Source organism: Natrinema sp. HArc-T2 (assembly GCF_041821085.1).
GTDB lineage: Archaea > Halobacteriota > Halobacteria > Halobacteriales > Natrialbaceae > Natrinema.
Genome location: NZ_JBGUAZ010000007.1, coordinates 1 through 25721, shown reverse-complemented (window position 1 = coordinate 25721; position 25721 = coordinate 1). Strand labels below are relative to the sequence as shown.

Below are 25721 nucleotides of genomic sequence, written 5' to 3'. Positions count from 1 at the left end.
GGATTTCACGATTGCTTTATAGTAGGAGTCGAGTCGATCAACTAGGTGCATTCCCTGTGAGTGCCGGTTCTGCATTAATTTCCCTCGTCGTGATCATCTTAGGGCTGGGCGTCGCTTCCCAAGTGTTAGCCGATCGCTTGGAGATTCCCAGTGTCCTCTTTCTGATTCTCGCAGGGGTCGCTGTTGGGCCTGAAGGACTCGACATTATCGGATTAGAATCACTCGGCGGACCTGGACCCCTCTCAGCGATCGTTGGACTGTCAGTCGCGATTATCGTCTTTGAGGGTGCCTTCCATCTGAAACTCACGAAGCTCCGACAGACACCGCGTGAAGCGATTCGGTTGATCACGGTAGGCGCACTTATCGCTCTCGTCGGGACAGCTGTTGTTGTCCGATTCGCACTCAATGTCTCATGGGAGCTGTCGTTTCTCGTCGGTTCACTCCTCATCGCGACCGGGCCGACGGTGATTACACCGATTTTAGATGTGGTGCCGGTTCGAGACCGCGTGGCGGCAGCGCTCGAGACGGAAGGGATCGTCAACGACGTCACGGCTGCGATCTTAGCAGTCGCCGTCTTCGAGATGGTCGTCTCCGAGGAGAGCGAACTGCAGGTTCTGGTCGAAGAGTTCGTGTCTCGGCTCGGGATCGGTCTCCTCATCGGTGTCCTGACAGCAGGCGTTCTTTGGTATCTGCTCACCCACGTCGATCTCTCGCCGTCGAACGCCGTCCGAAACTCGCGCCTCATCGTTCTTGTCGGAGCACTTGCCACCTACGGAATCGCAAACGCGATTATCACGGAGGCAGGCATCGCGGCAGTTGCGACAGCCGGGCTGCTCCTCGGGAACGCTGGCGTCCCGTATGAGGAGGAAATTGCGGCGTTCAAGGGCGATATCACGCTGATCGTCCTCTCATTTGTGTTCATATCTCTCACGACACTTCTTTCGTTTGAGGACCTTCTCTCACTCGGGGTCGGTGGTATCGTGGTTGTCTTCGTTGTGGTAGCGGTCATCCGACCTGTCGCAGTCCTCCTCTGTACGTACGGCGAGCACTTTTCGTTCCGCGAGCAACTATTTATGAGTGGAGTTGGTCCTCGCGGTATTATCCCAGCAAGCGTGGCAACACTCTTCGCACTCGAGCTCCGGTCGTCGAACCCCGAAGCAGCGACCGTTCTCGTCGGGACCGTGTTTCTGGTGATTCTGACAACGGTCGTTTTCGAAGGAGGGTTTGCCAGGCACATCGCACAAGCACTCAAGGTACTACCAATGCGCGTAATCGTTGTCGGCGGCGGTCGTGTCGGTCGCGGCCTCGCCGAACGGCTGGAGGATCGTGGTGAAAACGTGATCATTATCGACAATGACCAAGAAAAAGTCGAGGCAGCACGGAACGCTGGATTCACCGTCCACCATGGCGATGGAACGGACACGTCCGTCCTGCAATCTGCGGGCGCGGCGAACGCGAAGATCGTCGCCGCAGCGACGGGTGACGACGATGCAAATCTCCTCATCGCCCAGCTCGCAAACTCGAAGTTCGACAATGAGACGGTCATCGCTCGAGTGAACACACCAGGGAATGCCGACGCGTTCGAAGACCTGGGTGTTCGAGCGATTGCAGCTGATGAATCGATCGCTCAGTCGATGGATAATGCGATCGAACGACCAGCCCTCTCGGAGTGGATGACTGAACTCGGACGAACCGGTGACGTTCAAGAAATCGAGGTGACGGCCGAAAAACTGGTCGGAAAATCGATCCGCGAACTCGACCAAGAGCTCCCAGATGGCGTCTTAGTCGCACTCGTTAGTCGCAATGGTGAGTCGGAGGTCCCTGATGCAGACTTGACGCTTCAACACGGAGACCACCTCACGTTCGTTGGCCGCCGAAACGCGGTTCACGAGGCACTCGAGCAGTGCCACCCGCATCTCCGTACCTAACCGTGGACTCAACACCCAGTGAGAGAACAGGACTTTAGCCAGGTATGACAATTTGAATGATATTCAGCGTGTCCAGAAGCCACCAGTGAACAGCACAAGCACAGGAATGATCTCGAGGCGGCCAATCCACATGAGAAAGACCATCACGAGCTTCGAGCTATCCGGAAACTCGAGGTAGCTCCCAAACGGGCCGAGCGAGCCGAACCCAGGACCAATATTGCCAATCGTCGCGAGACTGGCGCTGAATGCTTCGAGCGGCGTCAACGTGTAGCCGATACGGCTGGCATCGAGCGCGATGAACAGCGTTGCGATGGCGAAGATGAGGAGATACATGAACGTGAAGCCGAGGACGCCGCGGATCGCGTCCTCGTCGACGACGTTACCGCCGAGACGGACTGGTCGAACGACTTCGGGGTGAGAGGCTGTCAACAGTTCCCGTCGGAGGACCTTGAAAATGATCACCCATCGAACCACTTTGACGCCACCGCCGGTCGACCCGGCGCAGCCGCCGACTAACATGGCAAACAGGAGGACGATCTTCCCCGTCGAGGTCCACTCGACGAAGTCGCTGGTCGCGTAACCGGTTGAGGTCAGCAGCGATCCGATCTGGAAGGCGCTCTGGCGTAGCGAGTTCCCGAGGACGCCCTCGGTCACGCCGCCGAGGCCCGATAGCGCTGGCGCGGCACCGGCATAGAGCATTCCAGCGAGGAGGACGGTCAGCCCGGCGATCGCGGCGATGTAGGCGCGAAACTCGGTGTTTCGAACGAAGCGATGACCGTCACCGCTGAAGACGTGCCAGAACAGGGCGAAGTTCGTCCCGGCGATGATCATGAAGGGGATTGCCGTCCACTGGACGATCGCAGAAAAGGCCGCGACGCTGTCGGCCTCTGGGGAGAACCCGCCCGTCGGGAGCGTTGTGAACCCGTGGGCGATGGCGTTGTACAGCCCCATGTTCGGTGCCATCCCTGCAAGATGAAAGCCATAGAGCAGCGCGATATAGATAGCAGTAAAAGCGAAGTAGACGAGCCAGAGGATCCGTGCCGTCTCGGCGATCCGCGGGGTCAGTTTCTGTAGCTCCGGACCCGGCGCCTCCGACTCGATGAGTTGGGCACCGCTGACGGCGATCTCTGGCAGGATCGCGACCATCAAGACGATGATCCCCATCCCGCCGAGCCACTGCGTGAGCTGTCGCCACATCATCACGGCGTGAGAGTGGCGCTCAAGAGAGATCTCCCCGAGGACGGTGGCCCCAGTGGTCGTAAAGCCAGACATCGACTCAAACAGCGCGTTGACTGGGTCGGCAAGCGTCGATTCGGTTCCCCAGCCAGCGAGCACATACGGGACCGCGCCGACGGCGGCGACGGCGAGCCACGAGATCGCGACGAACAGCATCGCCTCCCGGATCTGCAGGTCCGGATCGAGGTCGAGTTGCTCGAGGCCGTGGCCAACGGCGATCGTCAGTGCGATCGTCGCGACGAACGGGAACACCGGGTCGCCGTAAATGAGCGCCACGACGATTGGGATCACTAACGGAACGGAGAGATACTTGAGGACGGTCCCGACGAGCGCGAAGCTGGCGCGCCACTCAGTTCGGAGCCGCATAGAACCCCCCACTCACGGAGTCACGTCTGGACACGGTTGTAACGGCATTTCGCTAAGGCCGTAATGAATCCATCGTGACCGACGCGCTGCCCGGCGTCCTCAATCCGGCCGCCGCTCGCTCCGTGCGGCGGGATGGTATCCGACAGTATCACCACCGCGAGCGCCGATTCTGAGCTCGTGGCACCGACGCGAGACGGGTACAGGTACTTTATACGAACCGTGCGTAGTGTGACCTATGAACGTACAATTGCCAAGTGTTCGCCACCCACACTCGTTTTACGACGTGTTCGGTGTCGTCGCTACAGCGGTGGCAATCATGGCACTTGTCCTCACGGTTCGACATGGATCGGTCGTCCGGATCGAGATGGTCGTATTCATGGCGATCGTCTTTCTGTGGGCTGGGTGGGCGATCGAGCGAATCCTGGCTGAATCGGAGGAACAGTCGAAGCGACGACGACAGCGACCTCCCTGGGATCAGTAAGTGGTGACGGCCGTCCGCCGAACGAATTCAGCTGACTGTCGCTCGAGGCCGGGAGATGGGGGCGAGCAGTGCCGAAGCGGTATGTTTTCATCCGAGACGCGACAAGCTTAGCACAATGTATATCATCGTCGTCGGTGCGGGCGATATCGGGATTCCGCTGATCGATATCGCGACTCGATCGGGAAACGAGGTCGTCGTCATCGAGAAAGATCCCGAACGCGCGGATCGGGCCGCCGGTGAGTACGACTGCCTGATCTTAAACGACGACGCCACGGCCCATGAAGCGCTCATCGACGCTGGAATCGGGAAGGCTGACGCCCTGATCAGCACGACCGACCGGGACGCGACCAATATCATGGTCTGTCTGCTCGCGCAGGAACACGAGGTACCGTCGATCGTCTCAGTCGTGCACGACCCCGAGCACATGAACGTGTTTCGCCAGATCGGCGTCAACACCATGGAGAACCCCCAGGAACTCATCGCGGAGTACCTGTATCGGTCGGTTGCTCGCCCCGCTATCGTCGACTACATGCGAATCGGCGAGGAGGCGGAGGTCTTCGAGATCCGAGTCACTGAAAACGCGCCGATTATCGGAAAAACGATCCTCGAGGCCGCGAATGAAGAAATAATTCCCGACGATGTGCTGATCGTTGCCATCGAACGTGAAGGACAGGAGCCGCCGATTACTCCAAAGGGAAGCACGACCATCCAGACCGGCGATCTGTTAACCGTCTACTCAGGATTTGGTGCCGAACCCGAACTGACAAACGTGTTCGGCCATTACGAGGACCGGGTGAAATGACGCCTGAACCGAACGACGATGGACTCGTGACTTTCGACAACTCCCCTCATTGAGGACATAAATTCAAACGAATTACTATTTAGACGTGTATATCAACCGAAACCGGGGGAAAATAGACAAGGCGACGGAAACAGTCGGCTGAGACTTGCGGCTGATGTTTCGGCGCTAACTGAATCTTGTACGTCTCGCTGCTCAAATCCCTTGATCTGGAGCGCGTACTACGCGATTCCAGAAGTGCTTATACTACGGTAAATTATGTATGAGATGAATGATAATATATAGATGATTGCACCAGCAGATGTGAGAATCGACCGTCCCACGACAGCGATGAAAAGAATCATCAGTGGACCAATAAGCAGCAGTACATCGAAGACCCGATCCTCAGCACCTGCCCCAAGGAGTTCTCCAACGACCGGGAGGTCGCGAAGATTCATTGGTATATTCCACCCCGGCGGAAGATTGCCCGAAGCGTCACTAGCACGGGGATGATCTCGAGGCGACCGATCCACATATTGAACAAGAACATGAGTTTCCCAAGCGTCGGAAGCGACTCCGGCCCGGTGATGCCCGCGGAGAGGCCGACGTTGCCCTGTGCGCTTGCGACCTCGAAGATGACGTTTTCGAGGGTGTACTCCCCCTGTGGAAGTATTAGGAGAAGCACAAACATCCCAATGCCAAGGAAGACAAACCAGAGAAAGCCGATAATGGCCGCTTCCTCGAACTCTTGGCGGACTTCCTGTTCGTTGAGACGGCGACCGTTGATTTCCAGCCGGCGGACGGCTGTCTTTGGATAAAAGACATCCATGATACGGAAGCGAATTCCTTTTAATAGCGTGAGCGCCCGGATGAGCTTGATTCCGCCGACTGTCGACCCAGCTGCACCGCCAACAATCATCCCGAAGACCACCGTGAGTTGGGCCTGTGCTGGCCACCGGCCAAGCGCGACATTCGTCGAATCGACTGCAGTTTGGAAGCCAGCGCAGGTCGCCGCCGAGACGAATTGGAAGGAGCTGTACCGAAACGCCGTAAACAGGGTATCATACGTTTCGGTGACGTAGACGAGCGCGGTAAGAGCGAGCGTGCCAGCGCTCATGTAGATGAATACCCATCGAGTCTGGAGATCCGTATAGAGATTTCGGAGGTCGCCTTGCAGGATGAGATAGTGCACTGGGAAGGCGATACTACCGAGCAGCATGATCGGCAGGAGTGCGAAGTCGATAGCGGCGCTGTCGTAGGTGGCGATCGAGTTGTCGGTAATCGAGAATCCACCAGTTGAGAGTCCTGTCATCGCGTGGTTGATTGCGCCCCAGAGAGGCATCCCGACAACCCAGAGTAACAGGATCGAGACGAACGTAAAGAGGAGGAAGATCCACCAGATCGTCTGCACCGTGGAGACGATACTCGGATGAATCCGTTCGGATCGCGCTTCGCTCTCATAGAGCGTCAGTGATCCACTGCCAGGGCGGGCGAGGATCGCCGTCGTCAGGACGATCACGCCGACGCCACCGACCCACTCGATGAACGATCGCCACCACTGCAGCGTCCGTGGTAAGACCTCCTCGTTGTCGGTCATCGTCAGGCCAGTCCCGGTAAAGCCGCTCATACTCTCGAAGACGGCGTTGAGTGGATTGGTAAACGCCGCGAGTGTCTCCGTCTGTGCCGGCGTCTCGAGGACTGGTAGTCCAAGCTCAACGGTCCACGCAATGAGGAGGAACGGGACCGATCCGAAGAGCGCGACACAGAACCAGCCCGTCGCGGCGATGATCATCCCGTGTAACTTCCCAGGCTGGGTCGCCTCCCGAAACGTCGATGTCAAGAGGTAGCCGATCCCAAGCGGGAGTAACCCGGAGACGATGAGAGCCGGCATCGCCCAGTACTCTCCCCAGACAAGCGGGATGAGCAGCGAGACAAACAGTAACCCGGCCAGCGCTTGAAATATGCGCCCCAAGTCTCGGCTGATTGTTTCCATCGCATCGTTCATACACATCCCACCTTCATCGTCGAATTTTTATTTGCATCGATGTACTGGCCATCCATTTTAAGCGATATTTCTGACATAAATGGTTTAGAAAGTACAGATTACCGCTTCGACTCCTCATTTCGGTTGTCATTTAACTCGGTCTTCAGGATGACCGAACACGTCAGTCAGTTCGGGGTCAGCGCCGAACGCCGAATAGACGGTCAGCAGATCACCGGCTTGGATCTCCATCCCTCCTTTCGGAGTAAGTGGTGGGTCCTGTCCTTCGCGTTCGATCGCGACGATCAGGACGTCGTCGGGGAGGACCCTTTCCTCCGCTGCCTCGACGATCGTTTTGCCGGCGATCGGGGCATTTTCGGTGACAGTGATCTCGAAGACCTCCGCCTCGTCGCCGATTCGCATGTAGTCGACGATCGCGGGACGAGCAATCGCCCGGTAGAGATATTCGGCGATGAGTTCTTGCGGATTTTCCATCGTATTGACGCCGATCTGGCGAAACACGTTCATGTGTTCTGGATCGTGCACGACTGAGACGACTGCTGGAACCTCGTGTTCTTGGGCGAGCAGACAGACCATGATGTTGGTCGCGTCTCGGTCGGTCGTGCTGATTAGGGCGTCTGCCTCTTCGATCCCGGCATCCATGAGTGTCCCATGGGCCGTCGCATCGGCATTGAGAATCAGACAATCGTACTCACCGGCAACTCGATCAGCCCGTTCTTCGTCGTTCTCGATGACGACGACTTCGTTGCCCGACCGAGTCGCGATATTGATCAATGGCGTTCCGATATCGCCTGCTCCAACGATGATAATATACATGTATACTCACACCTTGAGTCGCTGCACGATTGCTTCCCGAATCGACATGGGAGACTCCGCTGGCCCACGTGCCATCATGACTGTTCCGTCCGTTTGTTCGCCAATGCTCTCCACAAGGGAGCCATCGCCTTTTCTACGGCATGGATACCTGTGACGCGGTAGAACTGATAGCGTTCGAAGATAGCTGCCATGTCCCGTGCGTTCGCCTCGGTGGAAACTAGAACAACGTGGAACAACAATAGATTCTACAGGAGATTGCATTAGCAGATCACTCTTCCAGATCGCCGAGAAATGACCAGTTGAGGGCTTCTTCTCCATCTGGATGTCTCTCTCGAGTCACGTGGTAGAGGGAAACAGGGGGTGAGTCACTGTCCGAATCACCCGTATCAGGAGACCGCATTTTGACTAATGTGTATACTTCCTCATCCTCAATGGCGAGAACATCACCTTTCGCTTCTTCGCGGATCTGTTTCTCTATCGGCGGATGAGCTTCTTCAAGAATCTGTTCGACGTATTCGTGTACTGTGCGAAGTTCTGGCGGCTCAAGGGTGTCAAGTTGCTCAACAAGGGCATCTGGGAGCCGCTCTGAGAGAGATCGTTCGTCGTCTGAATTGCTCATACATGGACCGCTATTCTGGAAAGCAAAATAACTTCCGCTAGATTTACGGATGCGTTTCTTCAACCCCAGAATTCTTTCCTATCGTTTATCGGCCTTGAGATACCGTGTCCGCCGTGAAATCCCTACTTCTCCATCAAACAGTATCACGTATGTGGGATGGTTGATGCTGTTTCCAATCGAGAACAAAGGTCAAGTTAAAAGCCAAAAGGGAACCAATTATCTCATATAAGTATGTCCAAAGGTATCGATGAGATAGACGAGGAGATACTGTATTATCTTACGCAGGAGGGGCGTCATACGTCTGCACCTGATATCGCTGAGAAAGTAGATGTCTCTGCTCCGACTGTTCGTAATCGGATTCGCCGTCTCGAAGAAGATGGAATTATTCAGGGCTATCATGCTCATGTGGACTACGAACAAGCCGACGGTCGATTAACAAATCTATTCACCTGTACCACGCCAGCGACTGATCGGCAGGAACAGGCCCAGCGGGTTCTCGATGTTCCAGGCGTTATCAACGTCAGAGAGATCATGACTGGCAAAGGAGATCTCCAAATCAAGGTAGTTGGTATGGATACTGATGACCTCACACGCATCGCACAGGATATTACAGCTCTTGGTATCGAAATTGATGATGAGGGCCTTATTCATCGAGAATATGTCCGCCCATACGCTCAGTTCGGTCCCCGGGAAAAGGAACCAATTTCGCCAGTAACCGGTGTTGCAGGTCTTGCTGGAGATGCAGATGTAATCGAAGTCATTGTGAAGGAGGGTGCACCAATCACTGGCAAAACGCTTCAACAGGCCAACAAAGAGAACCTTATCCCCGCAAGTGTACTGGTAGTGAGAATTGATCGAGGCGATCAAGCCATTACTCCAACAGGAGAGACCACAATCAGGGAGGATGACTTCGTTACGATTCATTCGCGATCGGGAATCACTGATGATACCTTAGAGGTATTCACTGGGTGAACTATCCCACCCTACCGCTCGCCTGACGGCTCGCGCTTGAAGGAAGTGCTTCCTGCTTCCAAGACGCGCTTTGCAGGGGTCGTTCCAGACGGATCAACAGCGACGAAGTGCGTACCTCGGTTCGTACTTGTATTCGAGCATTGGAGAAACGTACCCCACGCTGCACTAACACGGTTGTGGCTGTTCGATGGGAGCTCCATCAACCTATTCGCGTTGAGATCTTCGACCGCCACGAGTCGTACTCTCGAGCGTAGTGATGCGACAGTTTGTGCAGGAAATCGTGCCACTTCCCTTCGGTCGGCGCTTGCTGAGAAAAAGGCATTAGCGCCTTGATTAAGGTTATTGGGGTACCCAACTGTTATGCTGTGTGTTGTCTTCCTTCTCTTGTATGGGCAGTACACCTGATTCCTCCCATGGTAATCTTCTTGCACACGTTCTTGTTCCGGTCGCAAACGAGAACGATGCCGAGAAGACAGCGCTGGCGCTTGAACCGTACGATCCAGACAAGGTGACAGTACTTCACGTCGTCGAAAAGGGAGAGGGCGTTCCGGATAAGACGCCTGTCGAGCAATCCGAAAACATCGCTGCAGAATCATACGCCGCTGTCCGCAGGGTCTTTCCTGATGCGAACGACCACACTGCCTACGCTCGCGATGTCGTCGCTGCTATTTTCGAGGCTGCTGATGAGGTAGATGCGAGCGCTATCGCGTATCGTTCCCGTGGTGGAAACCGACTCATGCAGTTTCTATCGGGTGACCACTCGCTCAAACTCGTTACCCAAGCCAATCGGCCCGTCATCGCACTACCGCGGACAGATGGAGACGAATCAGCTGAGTGATTACACGCTAAGTGTCTCAACGGCGGCCAAACAGCCGATCGCGGAGCGAACGCGACGATGGGCGTTCGGTCAACAGAACCGGTGTGTCGAGTTCCTCGATGACATCAAACACGAGTGAACCCTGAACAATACGTGACAGGAGTCCACGCTCTGTCGCGCCGAGTATGACGAGATCGTGATCGGCACTGATGCGTTCGATCACGGTCTCGGTATCACCAGTCTCGATGTGTAAGTCGGCATCCGACAACTGATGGCTGTCGGCCCAGTCACGCAGGAATTCACGCCCTTCCGCTTCTTCTCCCTCGTTGACGACGTGTAACAACGACACTTCGGTATCGAGCGTTTCCTGCAGTGCGAGGGCTGCCTCTGCGGAGAGATCCGACGACGCTCCGCCGGCAGTGGGGACGACTATATCGGTCGGATCGAACTCCGTTGCGTCTAGGACGAGAAAATCACACGGCAAGTCGTGTGTTAGTTCATCAAGGGTACGTTCGGCACGCCCACCCGCAAACTGCGTGCCGCCATAGCCCATCACGACTCTGTCAGCATCGTTCGATTGCGCTGCATCGTACACTTCTTCGAGACTGCGATGGGACAGGATCGTCTTCGTCTCAATGGGCACATCGAATGCCGCTGCGTCTTGTTTGGCGGCGTCGAGAAGCGTCTCCGAGGCAGCGTTAAGATCGCCGTTCTCGGCGGCAGCGGTAAGCGTTGTCTGGTCTGGCACGGTGACGATGTGTGTTGCGAGCACACGCCCGCCTTCGTGTTCAGCGATCGCACTGGCAAGTGTGATAAGCGCGCTCTCTGTTCGCGGGTTGGCCAGTGCGACCATGATCGTCGGCCCGTCCGATCCACTCGGCGCAACTGCGTCGGCAGCCCCGACAACGCGATCCGGCAGTTCTTCTTCACGGCTTCGAATGTAGTGCGAGAGTACACCCTGTTGTGACGTTTTATTGCGGGCGTAGAGGAAGTACCAGAGAACAGCAACGACGACGAACGCTGCAGACAGTGCAATCTCCAGATTGTCCATAAACGCGACGAGTCCGAGCGATAATACCGCGCCGAGGATCGGCGTGATGGGATAGAACGGAACCCGGAAATCGGGATCGTACTCCGGGACGTCCGCCTCTCGGAACACGATGAGCGCGACGTTCATCAGCGCGTAGACGATGAGGTGGAGGACGCTTGCTGCTTTTGCGAGTACCTCGAGGTCTTTCCCTAAAAATGCAATAAATACGATGATGAGCCCACCAGTGACGAGAATCGACCGATAGGGCGTCGCAAAGTTCGGATGAATCTCGTTGAGCCAGTTCGTGACGATCTTGTCACGGCCCATCGCGAAGTTGATGCGCGCTGAGGCGAGGATTGAGGCGTTCGCCGACGATGCCGTCGCCAACAGCGCACCAACGGTCATCAGGGCTGCTGCCGCAGCAGCGACACCCCCGACGGGGCCGATAGAGGCGGGAAACGCGACCTCAGCAGCCTGTGCGACCGGTGCATCTTGACTGAGGTCTGGCCACGAGATAACCCCGAGCATCGTCGTCACGAGGATCGCGTAGATGACGGTCACGATCCCGACACTCCCGATAATGGCGATGGGGAGGTTCCGTCCCGGATTTTTCAATTCCTCGGCGACAGTTGCGATCTTCGCGTAGCCGAGAAACGACACGAACACCAGTGCAGTCGCCGGCAGAATCGCACCTGTCCCGAACGGTGCAAGGCCGCCCTCGTTAGCCAGTGTCGCGTACTCGAACGAGGAAAAGCCCGCGAGTGAGAACGCAGTGAGAATCGCAAGCAACGTGAACACAATGATCGTCTGGATGCTCCCGGTCTCCTTGGCTCCAATATAGTTGACGCCAACAAAAACACCGCCGGCAAGGAGCGCCCCGAGCTGGATCGGGCTGAGGAACGCAACCTCGGGTAACGGGACAAAAACGGCGAGATACTGCCCGAATCCAATACAGTAGAACGCGGAGGCGAAGGCAAGCCCCATCCAATCACCCATGCCCGCGATCGATCCGAACATCGGCCCGAGTGACTTGTTGATGTAGTAATATCCACCACCCGCTTTCGGCATCGCAGTCCCGAGTTCAGAGATGGACAGTGCGTTTACCATCGCAATCAGTCCGCCGACGACGAACGACACGACGACGATCGGCCCTGCTGCGTTGGCGGCAACACCGGGTAAGACGAAAATCCCGGCACCGATCATCGTTCCAATACCGATTGTCATCGCAGAAATGAGGCCGAGGTCCTTTGCCAGTTCCTCGTCACCCTCGCCGTGGCTCATACCGAGCAATTGAGCACCACTCATATAAGAACCCCGGTATGATTTCTCTATCAGTAATATATACCCCATGTGATTACTGATTAAGTAATTCACATTCAGAGCATTGATATAAAGTACCACAATACTAGACGGGTATCATGGACTATCGGCTTGATGAAATCGACCGGCGCATTATTTACGAATTGATGCATGATGCCCGGAATACGTCCTCGCCAACGATCGCTGACCAAGTGAACGTCTCTCCTGCAACGATCCGAAATCGAATCAGCCAACTCGAGGAAAACAATATCATCCGTAAGTATACCGCTGAGATTGACTTCGAACGAGCAGATAGCCACTTGACAAACCTCTATATTTGCAACGCACCAGTCTCCGAACGCAAAGCACTTGCACAGAAGGCGAGTGCTGTCCCAGGTGTCATCAATGTCCGTCAATTAATGACTGGCCGTCGAAACCTACATATCATGGCTGTTGGTGAAAATACAGAACACCTTAGACGAATCACTCGCGCACTCTCCCACCTGGGTATTGAGATTGAAGATGAAACGCTCGTGGAGTCTGAAAATCATAGTCCTTATACATTATTTGGCCCTGACGAGGAAATTTCGGCCAAGACGGCAGCAGATTTTATTAGCCTTACTGGAGATGCAAACATTGTTGATGTGACTGTGCAGGCTGATGCCCCTATTGTCGATCATACACTTGAAGAGGCAGTCCAAAACGATATTCTTGATGATGACTCACTGGTCATCGCTATTGAACGCGGAGATCGCGTATTGACACCTCACGGAACAACCGTTATTCAATCAAATGATATCGTCACAGTGCTATCCCATAGCGGTGACACTGAACACACACTTGACGCATTCATCGCTGAAGAAGCCACTTGAAAATTGACTACAGAAATCCGGTGCTTGCTACGGGTAGCACGCCTCTGGGAAAGGTGTCTGCCTCTAGTGGATTGCTCGATCAAAAAACGGGGACGGTTGGAACTGTACTACGACGAACACTCGGAGCAATGCAGGGCCCTCCAACAGCCACTACGATAATGCTGAAGACATCTTTTTGAATATACGACGAATCTATCTCGTATGCCCGAACAAACTGACAAACACTCCGAGTCAAATCATCGTTGGCTAGTATACACTATGTTTTGTGGCATTCTTCTCATCACTATCTCAATAGTTTTACAAATTGTTGGGTATCCATATTCAATATCAACCTCTACTTCAAATGGGATTGGATACATAGGTATCTTTTTATTTCTCATTTCATTTCTTATTCAAATTACCCTCGAGTGACCCCATTATCCAGATAGAACAATCTTAGTGCTCGGTGTGGTTTCCCTCACCCTATAATCCAATATATTCAAAAATGCCGTGTGAATATTTATTATAAGTTATAAAGAACAGATTTTGTGTGAAATTGTTAGACTTCTATAGTATGAACAGAGCAGGGATGTTTAGTACAAGTGTGTTTAACTAGATCTCATGAAGTGTGAACGGTGTGGGAAAGATACCTCCGTTGAATGCCACGACGTAGACGGATTTTCTGGGTATCTTTGTGAGGAGTGTGAAGAAGTATGGAAAACTCTTTTAGATGAGTGAGATTCTATGGTAGTAGAAACAAAGGACGATAATGTGTGATATATTTTTGAGGTTTATGTCTGATACCCTTATAGTTTATTTTAGAACACTGAACCCTATGTCTGTCCTTCGTTGATTTATGTGAATTTCCTGTACATACCGCAGAGAATAGCTATTCTCTCGCTCACAGAGATTCTCAACAGAGCAGCACAGTTTTTCGTGCCTCAACAGGAGTAGAGGCAACATCCAATGAGCGACACGCCAGAACACACACAAGACTCGAGCAGACTCTCACCAGCACAGCGGCTTGAGGCACCGAACACGCGACTCATCGATGCCGGCATCGAAACGATCAACGAGATGGATACGCTGCGAGCTTGCATCGCCTACGAAAACAAACATCAGCAACGTGTTCCGATCCTCCGCCGACTCGAGAGACGGGCCAACGAACTCCGCTCACAGGACGACGATGACTAACTCAACGCTATTGTTAACAGATTACAGGACGTCCGGCAACACCCCGTCAACCCCTTACTCTGTACATGATGCCACAAAAGCCATCAGTAGTCATCCTTGTACCTCCGTCCCTGCCCGGAAGCTTGTGAGGTCGTCAATACGCTCTTCGAGTGCTTCGATTTCCTGTCGCAGTTCCTCGGCTTCTGTCTCCTCGCTGGCGGCAAGTCGGTCCTTCAAGCCCTGGAGGCGCGACTCCTTGACGTCGTCGTCGACCTCCGCCTTGCGAACGTACTCGCTCTCATTGATCTCGTAGACATCCGACTCGGTGAGTGTCGTCACCTCGAGTGCTTCATCGATCTTCTGGCGATCAACGCTCATAATGTGCTCACGGTCGATCCCTTCCGCCTCGAGCAGGGAGATGACTTCTTCGTCATCTTTGAGCGAGCGGTTACGGCGACTCGTACGCTGGACGGAGCCGTACTGACCGGCAACAGGACGGTCGTGATGAAGCCGTGAGAGAAGCACATCGGCGACTTCCTGCCGAAAGTCGTTGGCATCACGCTGGACATCCGACAGCAGCGTATAGAGATTTACCAGTGTGGCCGTCTCCAACTCAGGCAGGTCGGTTACATCGTGGCGCTCGAGTGCATCGATCAGTAGCAGCGCATCTGAGTAGACGTCCAGACCGTCTGGTTCGGTGCGGTCGTCGTCGGTATCTGGTTCATGTGCTGTGTCGGCCAGTTGGGTCGTCGTCGGTCCGTCTGTCTCGGTGATCACACCCGCGTCTTCGTCGATCTCGAATCGGGGATGAACGCTCAACACCGCTGGATACGGGTCAGCATCTGGCGGCAGCCGGTCGAGATCGAACCCATCGTGCGCAGTCTGTATCTGATGATACAGCGACTCGAACTGATCGCGTTGGAGCGGGCGCTTCTCGCTGGACTCGTCGAACTGGACGATAATGCGGTGTTCCTGGATATCTGTGATGTGAATGTGGGAGTGCGACAATGGTGTGATCAGTGTCGCGTCCGCCGGCAGCTCATCCAGATGCTCGAGAAGCGTGTGCCAACTGACGCTGAATGGCATACATGATAGTTGCGTGCCGTCCCGACTAAACCTTGTTCTCGACGGGTATCAGAGAACTCTCTCACTGGTTTGATCCACCGACTGCTGCGGTGAATTAGCCGGTAAGTAGATGTGCATAGATAGTGGTCCATATTATGTTATAAAAACACACAAAAATTAGTTCGCCGTTATGTTATAAGTCGGTTGAATATTCATTACTTGACTATGGGAAGCGATGCGGAGGAATTCAAGGAGAACCTGAACTCGTTCAAAGAATTCAGCGACGGTAATGGTGGCCACTACCTGATGATGCAGTTTGAGGACGACAGTGGCCTCGTATTTGAGAAACAATCAAGCGATGGCGGCCTTGCAATAGCGGAAGTTTCACCGGTATATCGAGGGTTGATGGATTCAATGAGAAGTATCGCAGAAGGAACCGACTTTGAGGTCAATGAGGATAGAAACACTCAGCAAAACCTGCGGGAGTTGATGCAGGAGTAGTAATCGTCTTTCCACGCTCTCTTCTTCCACATAATCGGGTCTCTTCCTTTCTAGAAGTTCGTATGTTAATATTCTCAGTCGCTAGTATAGCTGTTGAGTTTTGTCATCACACTATCGAAATTCAAAGCCAATCGCCGTCTTCGAAAGGATGCCGTGATGTATTCTACAGTTACTGTACTTGTCGATTCAGGAGACTCAATATGGGCCGTGTGAACAGTTCGGTGGCTCACTCTACGGAGAGAACTTCTCGAGCAGGGCGAGTCCAACACCATGGACGAACCCGTGGACGTATCCCACCCGGTACGGAGAGTCGACATAGCCGTAATTAGACGCCAGAGCGTCCACAGGATTGTTTGTGCGCCGGTGATGGGTGCCGGCGCACTCGCGCCGAAGAGGAGAGATCGATGTCAACCCGAAGTCAACTCCGATTCGTTCACCGAAACGAGTCTGCAGCAGAACAAGATTCAACCAATCGCATCGCACAGGTCTACCGGCATTCCGATGGCTATCCTGAAAGCGTCCTCCGTGACCTTGCCCAGCTCAAGTACCTGCTCGAGAAGACACGAACCGAACGTGGACCCAGCTACGCCGCCGCGCAGTTCATCTTCCTCGAGATGCTTTCGAGTATGAGCCTCTACGTGGACGAGGGACGTGAGCGACGCATTCGCGCTGATCAGCCGGATGATTTGCTGGACCCGTCGAACATGGCGCATCTCGAGCAACCGCTGTTCCTGCTCGGCCACGGTGTCGAAAATCCCGTCAACGGCATTCATGGAGATGAGGAGTACCTCTACGTCGTCGAACTGCCAACGCGAACCCCATTCAATGATCCGGCAGAGTGGACCGTCAAGGTGAGCGACCACGCCGGCTTTCCGCGGTGGGACGGGCCGACAGACGAGGCGTTCAAGCGAGCGTCCTGGCAGTTTCATGGACCGCTGGAAACTGCTCTCGAGGAGCTATAGATCGAATTTGCAGAACGATTGATTGGCTCAGATTACGCCACTGACAGCGAGGAGCACGACGATCACGAAGAGCGACACGAGAAGAGCGCCGGCCAGCGGCTTGTTCTCCATCGCCTTCTCGTGGAGTGGCATCGCTGCATATTTTGTGCGGAACGCCTCGAGGTTGTGGTCGTCGTAGAAGTATTTCGTCTTGAGCGCGAACCGTTCGGTGACCGCACAGCCTGTACAGACCGGTTCACCCTCGAGTCGCTCAGTTCTGATGTGACTGCCACAGGCAATCGCGCCACAGTTAGCACAGTAGGTGTATGTCTCGTCGCTGCCGCTCGTCTCACAGTGGACACAGCGGTGGATATCGTTCTCGAGAGTTACTCGTGACGGTCCCGCTGCATAGTACTCGTAAGGGTACGTGTACGCCTGCAGTTCGGTTGTCTGTCGGACTTCAGGCAGATACACTGGTTCGATCGATTGAACCGAGATATCCGAGAGGGTCGGCTCGCAGGTCTTGTTGTATGTGACGTTGTTATCACCGGTGTAGGTCACTCTCGTCGTGTGATAGTCTTGCAGTCGGTCGACGGCCCACTCCTTGTACTCGGTCTGGGTCTGTCCGAACCGGCGTTCGGTGACGTGATCAAAGACCTTCTCAAATCGATCCTCGTCAAGGTCGACTGTCGTATGAAGATTCTCGGTGACGAGCGACGTGACATTGTCATCGGCTACCTGTGGATAGCCGCGTTCCGCATGGACGACGAACCGTGTTCGCTCGTTGATCTGGTGGATGACACCCACCGATGTCTCGAAGACCGCATTCGTATCGGCAGTAATCGAGACGACTGGACGGAACGTCACTTGCGAATGTGGCTCCGGAAGGTCGGATGCCGCGATGTTCTCGATGTCGCGGAATGCCTCTCGAACAGGTGCATCGACAGTCGCCGCCGAGTCGTAGGGACGTAGCGTCTCGTCACAGAGGATCTCGATGCGGCCGTTATAGAGGTCAAGGCCGATTTCATCAGCAATCTCGCGGAGTTCCGTGCCGTCGATCAACTCGATAGGATATGGATCGCCGTTCTGCTCAAGGCGGGTAGCGTACTCGTGGGCAGGACTGGTAAACCGACCTGGCGTGACGACCATTCCGCGCTTGGGTCCGTCGAAGTCAAACGTCGCAATGGCCGAATGCAGTTTCTGGACGACCGGCCGTCCGACAGTCCCTGTATGCTTACACTCGACAACAATCGCTCGCCGAGTCCCGTCGACAACCTCTTCCATCAGAATGTCCCGCCCCTCATCAGCCGTTTTTGCGGCCTGCCGGACGTTTTCGTAACCGAGGTTTCGGAAGACGTCCTCCATCAGATCCTCGAATTCGAACCCAGAGAAATTATCCAAGACTGCCATTTCAGAGATATCCAGAACACATTACTCAATTATTAAATATGTTCTGAGTCGCTCGAGTGTATCAGATAGCTAGGAGAGGTGTTGGGTATTTACCCAACATGCTTTTGATGTTGGGGAACATCCCAACAGATGAGGGATGGGTCATGAACTCACGCATCGGTATACCCACGTCGAAGCCGGACTTGTCGAAAATGTCGTCATACGACGTACGACCGATACAAACACCTACCCGTCCGGTTGGAAATACACACTTCACTTGGGCACGCTACAAGACCTGACGCTTATCCGCTACGACAACGCCCACGAAGATACCAAAGGCCATGAACTCCACACCGCTGCTGGCGATACTGATCTCGAGTTTCCTGGAATGGAGGAACTCCTCGTTGAGTTCTGGGCCAATGCTGACGAATACTGGGACACCACTGGTGGCAATCCACCACGTCCCTATTGAAAACCGCATACACCACACAACCGATGACCACACTTCACATCACCGTCGGCGATCGAGCACAGGTTCGTAAAGACACTCTCCAGTTCATCCAAGACGCCGAAGCTGATGAACTAGATCAGAGTGATGAGCAGGCAGTCCTCCAGTTCGGTACCTACGACGATCTCGTTGACAGTCTCACACCACTGCGTCTAACTCTCATCCAAGCAATCGCCAAAGAGCACCCCTCGAGTATGCGTGAAGCTGCACGGCTCGTCGATCGCGATGTCTCTGATGTCCATGCAGACCTGAAGCACCTCGAGGTGCTGGGTATTCTCGAACTTGAAGAAGGCGGCCCTGGTGGCGCAATACAACCAATCGTCCCCTTCGATAAAATCGAGATGCATATCGACTACCCCCTCCTTGACGACGGCGACGTCGACAGTACTCCCGCCAGCGCAGATTAGTCGCCCGGTTCTCTCATTTGCCAAGCGATATGAAACCATCGCAGAAGTTGGATAGCGGCGGATCAGGACGGCGTACGATGCATACCCGGCGCGTCGCTCTTGAACAAGAGTGGAACGCCAGACGATGCGCTGATCAAAGTGGAGACTCCGGCGTCCGCTGACTGACGACTCTCTAGCTGCTCGAGTCCAGCGTCTTTTTGAGACCCCCTGAGGGGCGGCGGTCTTCTCGAGTTCAGTTCGATTCGATCCGATTCGACTCGAGAAACAGTGATCAAACATGGCTACAAGCAGCAGCCCCCGGGAAACGTTCGACGATTCGGACACCCGGCACGATGAGATGCACAGCACGATCGAAGCATGGATCCAAGACCTCGTCGACGAGGTCGATAACGCCGTCTCGAGCGAGCAGTTCACAGAGTGGTTAGATGTCCAGAGTCGCTTCCATGACTACTCGCACCGAAACACGCTGTTGATCAAACTTCAGTGTCCAGAGGCAACGCGCGTTGCCGGCTATCGAACGTGGCAAAACGAGTTTGACCGACACGTCAAAGAAGGGGAGACGGCGATCTGGATCTGGGCACCCATCATCGCAAAGCAGTGCCCCGACTGCGGAAACTCGCCGTCGTACCACGAGCGCAGTGACTGTGAGTATAACGAGACATCGCCGGACAGTTGGGAGAAAGGACTTGTCGGCTTTCGGCCAGCGCCTGTCTTCGATGTTTCGCAGACTGACGGCGAGCCACTGCCCGACCTCGAGACGGAAGCGAGAGGTGACGCTGACAAGTTGGTTTCCGCACTCCTCGAAGCAGCAGACCCACTCGAAGTAGATGTAGAGATCGTGCCACCCCAGGACTGGTCGCACGGGAGTGCCAAGGGCGTCTGTGAGTACCGCCCTCAAGAGCAGCCACGCGTCACCGTCCGTGATCGCGAGAACGACGCTGACCTCGCCGTCACGCTCGTTCACGAGTACGCCCACGCGCTGTTACACAGTGGTGTCGACGACGAGGCTGAGCGATCGAAACGTGAACTCGAAGCCGAAGCGGTCGGCTACATCGTTGGGCGGTACTTCGGGTTGGATACGAGCGGTTCAGCGTTTTACCTTGCCGCGTGGCACGGTGACGAACCCGAAACGATCCTCGATCGGCTTGAGCGAATCAGTTCGACCGCCCAGGAGATCATCGATATCGTCAGCGAGGTGGTCGACGATGAGTGATCGACCGCTTCTGCTCGAGATCATCACTGCACTCGAGGAACAGGGCCTCGACCGAGACGAGTACCAACTACAGCGGATGATCGACGCCGAAGCCCTCGAGCGGCTTGTAGACTCGACGGGCCCACAGACCGATACTGATCTCGAGGTTTGATTCTCGATTGATGAACTCCGTGTGATAGTAACACCATCCGATATGGCCGTGCTCAAAACTTCGTAGAACAGGCTACCAAGACAAGAACGTCAAAGGATTCCCAGATTCCACGTGGACTATTGGCTACTCCGCAAGCGAATAGAGCTTCTGACGGGCGTCTCGAAAGGACACTCGTTGCTCAACTAACTCCTGTTCCTCAAGCCGAGAGATCGCATATCGAACAGTCCGAGATGAAAGTCTGGTTTCCGTGACCAGTTCTTTTTGTGTGCCCTCGCTCTCGTATTCCAGCGTCTTGTAGACCAACTTCGCACTCGGTGGCAAGTCCTCGAGCCGTTCTTTTGCGCTGCTCACTGTCTGTGGTACTTCTTCGAAGTAGATGCTATAGGTCGTTTCGCTTCGACAGTTCGACTCGCTCCTGGAGAGCACCGGGAGACTACGCCAAGTCGAACCGGAGTTCATTCCTGTTCCCAAGTGACCGCACGGTGTGATTTCTGTGGTGCCAGATGGGTGGACACCATGACAGATCATCCGACGTTATCGGAGTTCGCGACGAACGAGACAACCGACTCGAGGCCGGCCAGTCAGCCATCGACAGACGAGACCGTAACGATGACCGCTGACGAGCGGGTCGCAACGTACCTCATCGAGGATCAGATGGCGGATCTCACAGACGCGATTCGCGAAGCTGTCCAAAACGGCATCGACAGTCCTGGGTCATCCCGTGTGTTGGTCAGCATCTCACCCGAGCGATCGATCATCCTCGACGACGGTGCTGGCGTTGACCTCGAGTCGACTGAGGGACGACGCAACTTGTCGGTGCTCGGCGCAGGAAGCAAGCAACGGTCGGACGACGAGACAATCGGCGAGTGGGGGATCGGCAAGGGTGCGATCATCGCGAAGGGTGCCGTTCGTATCTGGAGTCACGACACCGCACTGTGCTTTGACTACCGAGATCGACGCAACTCTGGGCAGTGGGCAGACGTCAGCGGGCGCGATGGCCAGCTTGTGGACGCTGAGCATCATCTCGAGGGGATGCTCGTCGAGATCGATCACTACGAAGACGAAGTGCCAGACCCGGACAGCTACCGCTGGCGGCGCTACGTTCGCGACCTTCGCAAGCGCTTCGCGTATGTGCAGTCTCGAACGAGCGTCTCGGTCGTGATCAACGGCAAGCCAGTCGACAACGGCGATCCACTCGAGGTAGTGGCGGACTCTCCACATCCGTCGCTCACTCGTGAAACTGAGGATGTAATCCTCGCACTCGAGTACACACCCCACGACGGGCTCGACATATACAGCAACGGACTGTACGTGACGACAAAGCGCGAGTACGGACTCGGCGGGATCGTCGTCTCGAAAGGGAACTTGACGCTGAACTTTGCGCGTAACGACATCCAGTCCGGCTGTGATCGATGGCAACGGATCGACGACGCACTCGAGCAGGCACGTAACGACCTGTACGCGGACGTCTCGGACGACCGGCTGACTGCTGAGAGTCGGGAAGTGATGATCGAGGCGATGGCGTCCGACGGCGATGATGCATCGGACGTGCAGTGGACCGATCGCAAGCTGTTCCAACTGGCAACGGAGTCCCGCATCAGCCTCGAAGAGATCCAGGCGGCCCCAAAGATTGGATGGGCTGACGGTGCCCAGAAAGGTGCAGACAAACTCGTCGAGCGTGGTTACGTCGTCCTCGATACGAGTGATGCGGCGACGCAGCGGCTTCGCGATCTCGCCACTGACGAGGACACATCGATAACGGTGCCAGAGACGTTCGATGTTGGCGAGCAAGCAGAGTCAAAGGGCGTCTGGACTGGCTATCATCGCATCGAGGATGAGTCGCAGTTGAACGCTGATCAGCAGCGGTATCTCCGCTTCGCTCGAGTGCTCGCACGAGAGCTTGGGATTGAGCGGGACGTGTACTACGGCGAGGCGAGTGCCGATGCTTGGACTGACGGCAGGACGTACATCGTGATCACCGACTCGGCGGTGACGAGCCGCCAGCGTGCCGTCTGGATGCACGACCTGTATCTCGTGATGTTGCACGAAGCAGCTCACGAAACCTCGAGTCGTGATCGTCCCTCGCATGGACATCACTTCGAGAGTACGTTTCGGTCGCTCGTGGAGGATCCAGATAATCGAAGTTCGTTCGCGAAGCTTGTCCAGCAGGTCGTCGACGAAGGATTCGAGTCCGTGTTTGATGAGTATGGGGTGGGGCTCTAGCAGAACGTAGCCATCGCTTCTGGACAATTCCGGTAATGGAGCGGCGAGATGGAGGATCGATTTTGAAGAGACTGCAGTGGCTCGAGATCAGTATAGTGAGCTGATCTATCGAGATACAGGATGGCTCTTCGAAGAGTTGTTAACACTGCTCTTCCGGGGATGTGACCCGAAGTTCGTCTTCGACTTCGTAGAAGTAGCCTCGTTCGAGGAGGCGCGTAAGTGCGTGCTCGACATCCCGTTGCTCGAGTGCTAACTCTGTATCGGCGATCAGCATATTGGTGGCGTCGTCGTAGTCGATCAATGGCACACTGTCTTCTCCATGGTCTGGCCGACATGCGTGCGTACACAGCCGGTCGTAGCACTCAAGAATCCACTCCAGAAGTGGTGGCCGTGGATCTGTAACGCGAGCCATTGCAATTCTGTATGGTTGGTTCGACAGTCATCCGCTTAACAGTACCTGTCAAATCTGTTTCTCTCGCAGGTACAGACTGATCCCCTGTCAGATTGGAGTGACCGCTCGAGAATCTCATGCGGTTTCTCATCAACCGGTTTTCGTTCGAGAGACAATCCACCACAACCTGTGAAGCGGCTACAGGTGCCCTCGTTCATTGGGTCAGTGAGCGATGTGATGCGATTTTCTATCGCCCATAGGGGTGGAGGCGATTCTAAATGGAAAATTCAATTCAAGTGATAAGAGAAGACGGAACTACGAAAGAAATTGTAGGCGTTGATCGAGATGACTGGGATGGACTCAGTGATCCTTGCCCAGTCTGTGGGAGTTGTGAATTTGATCATTTTGCTACTACTGGTGGGCATTTTGGCCGGCAAGGCACCGCAGTCATCGAGCGGACCGATTACTGGGACACCAAGCGTCAGTTATTCACCCGGTGTCGTGGGTGCGATGAAGTGTTGTACAAACACCCTGCCTTTGACCTCCTCTTTGAATACAGTGGCAATTGCCCCGCTAAATAGCGGCAATCGAATCCGACCACCACTGCAGACAGACCGGTTCATGGCTTCTCGACGCTGATCCTCAACTCGATTTCGCAGAGTTCACTCTCAGAGGGTGCTAGTCAACAAAGCAGAATATCCCCGTCGTAAAGCGTCTTTTTTTGCGCCAGCGATGGGTGCAGGCGCAGTTCAGAACGCAACGCGCCTGTGGATGCTACGATGAAAGATCCAGAGACAGCTACGGTCTTCGCAGGCCTTGATGGACGTACCGACGCAAAACTTCCTGAGTGGTATGCCGACCGACACGGCGTCACCGACCCACTCAGTTTCAGTGAAGCCGTTCGAGATCTGCCACAGGCAATCGATACGGCAGTCGCATACCGGAATCCCTACACTGACGAGTGGGTCGAGACAGAGCGGTTTAATGCAATCGTCGAGCCATCACGGTTACAAGCAGAAGAGGGTGATGCGGAGGCAGAGCCGTTATTCCATATCCCCACAGATAGTTACGCGATCATCAATCCGGTTGATGTCTACGGTCCGTTGGAGGAGGTCCTCCGCGAGGAGACCATCGACGGGACGCCGCTGGGCGACGTGATGTTCGGCGAGATCCGACGCTACCGGGGTGGTGGCGAGGTCCACATGGACATTATGTTCGACGGCCTCGAGGTCCGGTTGCCCGGGCGGGTGGATCCAATCACGATGGGTGTGACCTCCGGCTACGACTTCTTCGGCGAACACGCCGTCTACGTGGAGGGATTCGCCCAGGATGGCCACTGCTCGAACTCGATGCGGTCGCTCACCGACAAAGAGGTCATCAAGCACGTCGGCGATGTCCAGAGCTTTCGGACGTGGTGGGAGGAGATTCTCGCACAGGTCGAACTCGTCGCCGACGACCTCTTCGAGTTTATTAGAGATGCTCGGGAGATCGACCTCGACTTCTCTGAGCTCCCATTCACCGTGACAGAGTTCTACAGCCTGCTCGGCTTCCCAGACTACCTGGCCGAACGTGCTGCAAGCGATGCAGAGGCCAACGCCGCCTCACCCATCGAGATCGACATGTGGACGCTGCACTCTGGCGCGACGTACGCTCTGACCCACTTCTTCCAAGGCAAGGAGGGGACATCACTCGATCAGTACGTCCGTCTCGCAAATGACATTCTGTTCAACCCCGAGGAGACGATCAAGCGCGTCGAACAGGCGTATGAACAACAGTTGGAGGGTGATGGTGACGACGGGTCGCAGGCGTCACTCGCCGGCGAGCGCGCCCTCGCCAGCATCGAACGCGTCAACTCTGACATACAGGAAAAGGTCGACCAGTTCGAAGAGCGCGAGGAAGCGCTTCGCGAGCGGTTCCAAGAGGCGATGAATTAACAACCCAGTTCGCACTCGAGTAGGAGCTCACCCTTTCAGACCTTCCTCAAGTGTTTCCTGATAGAGTTCGTCGATACGCTCGACTAACTCGTGGTTTGATACGATGTGCTCGTCGACGGCAGTCGCTAGCGCAGCGACATAGCCGGTGAACAAGTCGCCATGTTCCTCGAGGTCAATTTCGTACGTGGCCTCCAGGACATTCGATTTCCGACCACGCCTCTCCGACTGGTCCGGAAGCGCGGCCAGGATCTCGTCATCGCCGTTAAATCGCTGGGCGAATCCTGGGTAGAAGTCATCGTTTCCGGACGGCGCATTTCGGAGATAGAACGTGAGCTCGTGGTTTTCGAGAATGGTGTCTCGGTCGAACGCCGGACGGTGAAGGAATCCGACGCGTGCGTTGGGCTTCTCATTCCGGTAGACCGGTTCATCACGCTCGAGGTGCGTCCACCAGTCAGTCGGGAACAGCCACGACCATTTCCCGTTCGCCTGCCGACACAGCCAGTATCGGTGGCGATCTTCACCGTCGGGGAGTTCTAGCAGGACGTCCTCCCCAAGTACAGGTGGGACGCCCGCTGGATCTTCGACAAGGCGAACAGCATCAAGTGTTGCCGCAAGTCGGCGGCCCCAATT

At 55.2% G+C, this 25721-nt stretch carries 25 protein-coding genes and 3 pseudogenes; 16 read left to right on the top strand and 12 right to left on the bottom strand.

The genetic code is table 11. The features are described from left to right. Positions 1-56: 56 nt before the first annotated feature. Positions 57-1928, top strand: a complete 1872-nt coding sequence (locus tag ACERI1_RS15725; RefSeq protein WP_130501953.1) for a cation:proton antiporter — start codon at positions 57-59, stop codon at positions 1926-1928. A 63-nt stretch (positions 1929-1991) separates the two neighbouring features. Here ACERI1_RS15725 and ACERI1_RS15720 read toward each other — a convergent pair whose 3' ends face one another. After that, entirely contained in the window at positions 1992-3530 is a 1539-nt protein-coding gene (locus ACERI1_RS15720; protein WP_373619409.1) for a TrkH family potassium uptake protein, read from the bottom strand. A gap of 235 nt (positions 3531-3765) precedes the next feature. Here ACERI1_RS15720 and ACERI1_RS15715 point away from each other — a divergent pair, with 235 nt between their 5' ends. Both ACERI1_RS15715 and ACERI1_RS15710 read left to right on the top strand, forming a co-directional pair. Next, a complete protein-coding gene (locus ACERI1_RS15715; RefSeq protein ID WP_373619408.1) occupies positions 3766-4011 on the top strand; it encodes a hypothetical protein in 246 nt (81 codons plus the stop codon). Positions 4012-4126: 115 nt separating this feature from the next. Next, the gene (locus ACERI1_RS15710) at positions 4127-4813 is read left to right on the top strand and encodes a TrkA family potassium uptake protein (RefSeq protein WP_130501950.1); all 687 of its coding nucleotides are present in this window, start codon (positions 4127-4129) and stop codon (positions 4811-4813) included. A 218-nt stretch (positions 4814-5031) separates the two neighbouring features. Here ACERI1_RS15710 and ACERI1_RS15705 read toward each other — a convergent pair whose 3' ends face one another. From ACERI1_RS15705 to ACERI1_RS15690, 4 genes are all read right to left on the bottom strand, one after another. Beyond that, on the bottom strand, positions 5032-5247 hold the full coding sequence (locus ACERI1_RS15705; protein WP_373619407.1) for a hypothetical protein: 216 nt from the start codon (positions 5245-5247) through the stop codon (positions 5032-5034). After that, positions 5244-6794: a TrkH family potassium uptake protein gene (locus ACERI1_RS15700; RefSeq protein WP_373619405.1), complete on the bottom strand. Its 1551-nt coding sequence runs from the start codon at positions 6792-6794 to the stop codon at positions 5244-5246. The genes ACERI1_RS15705 and ACERI1_RS15700 overlap by 4 nt, the downstream gene beginning before the upstream one ends. 126 nt (positions 6795-6920) lie before the next feature. Beyond that, the gene (locus ACERI1_RS15695; RefSeq protein WP_373619404.1) at positions 6921-7607 is read right to left on the bottom strand and encodes a TrkA family potassium uptake protein; all 687 of its coding nucleotides are present in this window, start codon (positions 7605-7607) and stop codon (positions 6921-6923) included. 268 nt (positions 7608-7875) lie between these two features. Further along, positions 7876-8226, bottom strand: a complete 351-nt coding sequence (locus ACERI1_RS15690; RefSeq protein WP_373619403.1) for a hypothetical protein — start codon at positions 8224-8226, stop codon at positions 7876-7878. A 231-nt stretch (positions 8227-8457) separates the two neighbouring features. Here ACERI1_RS15690 and ACERI1_RS15685 point away from each other — a divergent pair, with 231 nt between their 5' ends. Continuing rightward, a complete protein-coding gene (locus tag ACERI1_RS15685; RefSeq protein WP_373619402.1) occupies positions 8458-9198 on the top strand; it encodes a winged helix-turn-helix transcriptional regulator in 741 nt (246 codons plus the stop codon). Between the two features lie 77 nt (positions 9199-9275). Here ACERI1_RS15685 and ACERI1_RS15680 read toward each other — a convergent pair. Continuing rightward, positions 9276-9487 (bottom strand): annotated as a pseudogene (locus ACERI1_RS15680) (RNA-guided endonuclease TnpB family protein); the annotation flags it as partial. Between the two features lie 99 nt (positions 9488-9586). Here ACERI1_RS15680 and ACERI1_RS15675 point away from each other — a divergent pair. After that, positions 9587-10036 (top strand): universal stress protein, encoded by a 450-nt coding sequence (locus tag ACERI1_RS15675; protein WP_373619401.1) that lies wholly within the window; start codon positions 9587-9589, stop codon positions 10034-10036. A gap of 16 nt (positions 10037-10052) precedes the next feature. On the opposite strand, the gene ACERI1_RS15670 is transcribed toward ACERI1_RS15675, so the two are convergent. Then, entirely contained in the window at positions 10053-12350 is a 2298-nt protein-coding gene (locus tag ACERI1_RS15670; RefSeq protein ID WP_373619400.1) for an amino acid permease, read from the bottom strand. 113 nt (positions 12351-12463) lie between these two features. Between ACERI1_RS15670 and ACERI1_RS15665 the strand changes: the two genes are divergently transcribed. From ACERI1_RS15665 to ACERI1_RS15655, 3 genes are all read left to right on the top strand, one after another. Beyond that, entirely contained in the window at positions 12464-13216 is a 753-nt protein-coding gene (locus tag ACERI1_RS15665) for an Lrp/AsnC family transcriptional regulator (protein ID WP_130501943.1), read from the top strand. A gap of 201 nt (positions 13217-13417) precedes the next feature. After that, on the top strand, positions 13418-13627 hold the full coding sequence (locus ACERI1_RS15660; protein ID WP_373619399.1) for a hypothetical protein: 210 nt from the start codon (positions 13418-13420) through the stop codon (positions 13625-13627). Positions 13628-14161: 534 nt separating this feature from the next. Beyond that, positions 14162-14389, top strand: coding sequence for a hypothetical protein (locus ACERI1_RS15655; protein WP_373619398.1), 228 nt, complete (start codon positions 14162-14164; stop codon positions 14387-14389). A 90-nt stretch (positions 14390-14479) separates the two neighbouring features. Here ACERI1_RS15655 and ACERI1_RS15650 read toward each other — a convergent pair whose 3' ends face one another. Then, complete coding sequence (locus ACERI1_RS15650; protein WP_373619396.1) at positions 14480-15454, bottom strand: hypothetical protein; 975 nt, start codon at positions 15452-15454, stop codon at positions 14480-14482. Positions 15455-15658: 204 nt separating this feature from the next. On the opposite strand from ACERI1_RS15650, the gene ACERI1_RS15645 reads away from it, so the two are divergent. Together ACERI1_RS15645 and ACERI1_RS15640 are read left to right on the top strand one after the other, a co-directional pair. After that, the gene (locus ACERI1_RS15645) at positions 15659-15934 is read left to right on the top strand and encodes a hypothetical protein (protein ID WP_373619393.1); all 276 of its coding nucleotides are present in this window, start codon (positions 15659-15661) and stop codon (positions 15932-15934) included. Positions 15935-16338: 404 nt separating this feature from the next. Further along, positions 16339-16896, top strand: coding sequence for a hypothetical protein (locus ACERI1_RS15640; protein WP_373619391.1), 558 nt, complete (start codon positions 16339-16341; stop codon positions 16894-16896). Positions 16897-16923: 27 nt separating this feature from the next. On the opposite strand, the gene ACERI1_RS15635 is transcribed toward ACERI1_RS15640, so the two are convergent. Beyond that, positions 16924-18285 (bottom strand): restriction endonuclease, encoded by a 1362-nt coding sequence (locus ACERI1_RS15635; protein WP_373619389.1) that lies wholly within the window; start codon positions 18283-18285, stop codon positions 16924-16926. Positions 18286-18421: 136 nt separating this feature from the next. On the opposite strand from ACERI1_RS15635, the gene ACERI1_RS15630 reads away from it, so the two are divergent. The 4 genes and pseudogenes from ACERI1_RS15630 to ACERI1_RS15615 all read left to right on the top strand — a co-directional run bounded on the left by ACERI1_RS15630 (position 18422) and on the right by ACERI1_RS15615 (position 20609). Continuing rightward, positions 18422-18736: a DUF6516 family protein gene (locus tag ACERI1_RS15630; RefSeq protein WP_373619387.1), complete on the top strand. Its 315-nt coding sequence runs from the start codon at positions 18422-18424 to the stop codon at positions 18734-18736. 23 nt (positions 18737-18759) lie between these two features. Then, a complete protein-coding gene (locus ACERI1_RS15625; protein ID WP_138782675.1) occupies positions 18760-19179 on the top strand; it encodes a transcriptional regulator in 420 nt (139 codons plus the stop codon). A gap of 277 nt (positions 19180-19456) precedes the next feature. Further along, on the top strand, positions 19457-20392 hold the full coding sequence (locus ACERI1_RS15620; RefSeq protein ID WP_373619385.1) for an ArdC-like ssDNA-binding domain-containing protein: 936 nt from the start codon (positions 19457-19459) through the stop codon (positions 20390-20392). Next, positions 20385-20609, top strand: a pseudogene (locus ACERI1_RS15615) (HalOD1 output domain-containing protein). Before ACERI1_RS15620 ends, ACERI1_RS15615 begins: the two are co-directional and overlap by 8 nt. A 57-nt stretch (positions 20610-20666) precedes the next feature. On the opposite strand, the gene ACERI1_RS15610 reads toward ACERI1_RS15615, so the two are convergent. Then, entirely contained in the window at positions 20667-20894 is a 228-nt protein-coding gene (locus tag ACERI1_RS15610) for a MarR family transcriptional regulator (protein ID WP_373619383.1), read from the bottom strand. 165 nt (positions 20895-21059) lie between these two features. Between ACERI1_RS15610 and ACERI1_RS15605 the strand changes: the two genes are divergently transcribed. Next, positions 21060-22766: an ATP-binding protein gene (locus ACERI1_RS15605; RefSeq protein WP_373619381.1), complete on the top strand. Its 1707-nt coding sequence runs from the start codon at positions 21060-21062 to the stop codon at positions 22764-22766. A 139-nt stretch (positions 22767-22905) separates the two neighbouring features. Here the strand turns inward: ACERI1_RS15605 and ACERI1_RS15600 are convergent, their stop codons facing one another. Further along, on the bottom strand, positions 22906-23178 hold the full coding sequence (locus ACERI1_RS15600) for a hypothetical protein (protein ID WP_373619379.1): 273 nt from the start codon (positions 23176-23178) through the stop codon (positions 22906-22908). 758 nt (positions 23179-23936) lie between these two features. Between ACERI1_RS15600 and ACERI1_RS15595 the strand changes: the two genes are divergently transcribed. Next, a complete protein-coding gene (locus ACERI1_RS15595) occupies positions 23937-25091 on the top strand; it encodes a hypothetical protein (protein ID WP_373619377.1) in 1155 nt (384 codons plus the stop codon). A gap of 27 nt (positions 25092-25118) precedes the next feature. On the opposite strand, the pseudogene ACERI1_RS15590 reads toward ACERI1_RS15595, so the two are convergent. Continuing rightward, positions 25119-25721 (bottom strand): annotated as a pseudogene (locus tag ACERI1_RS15590) (hypothetical protein); the annotation flags it as partial.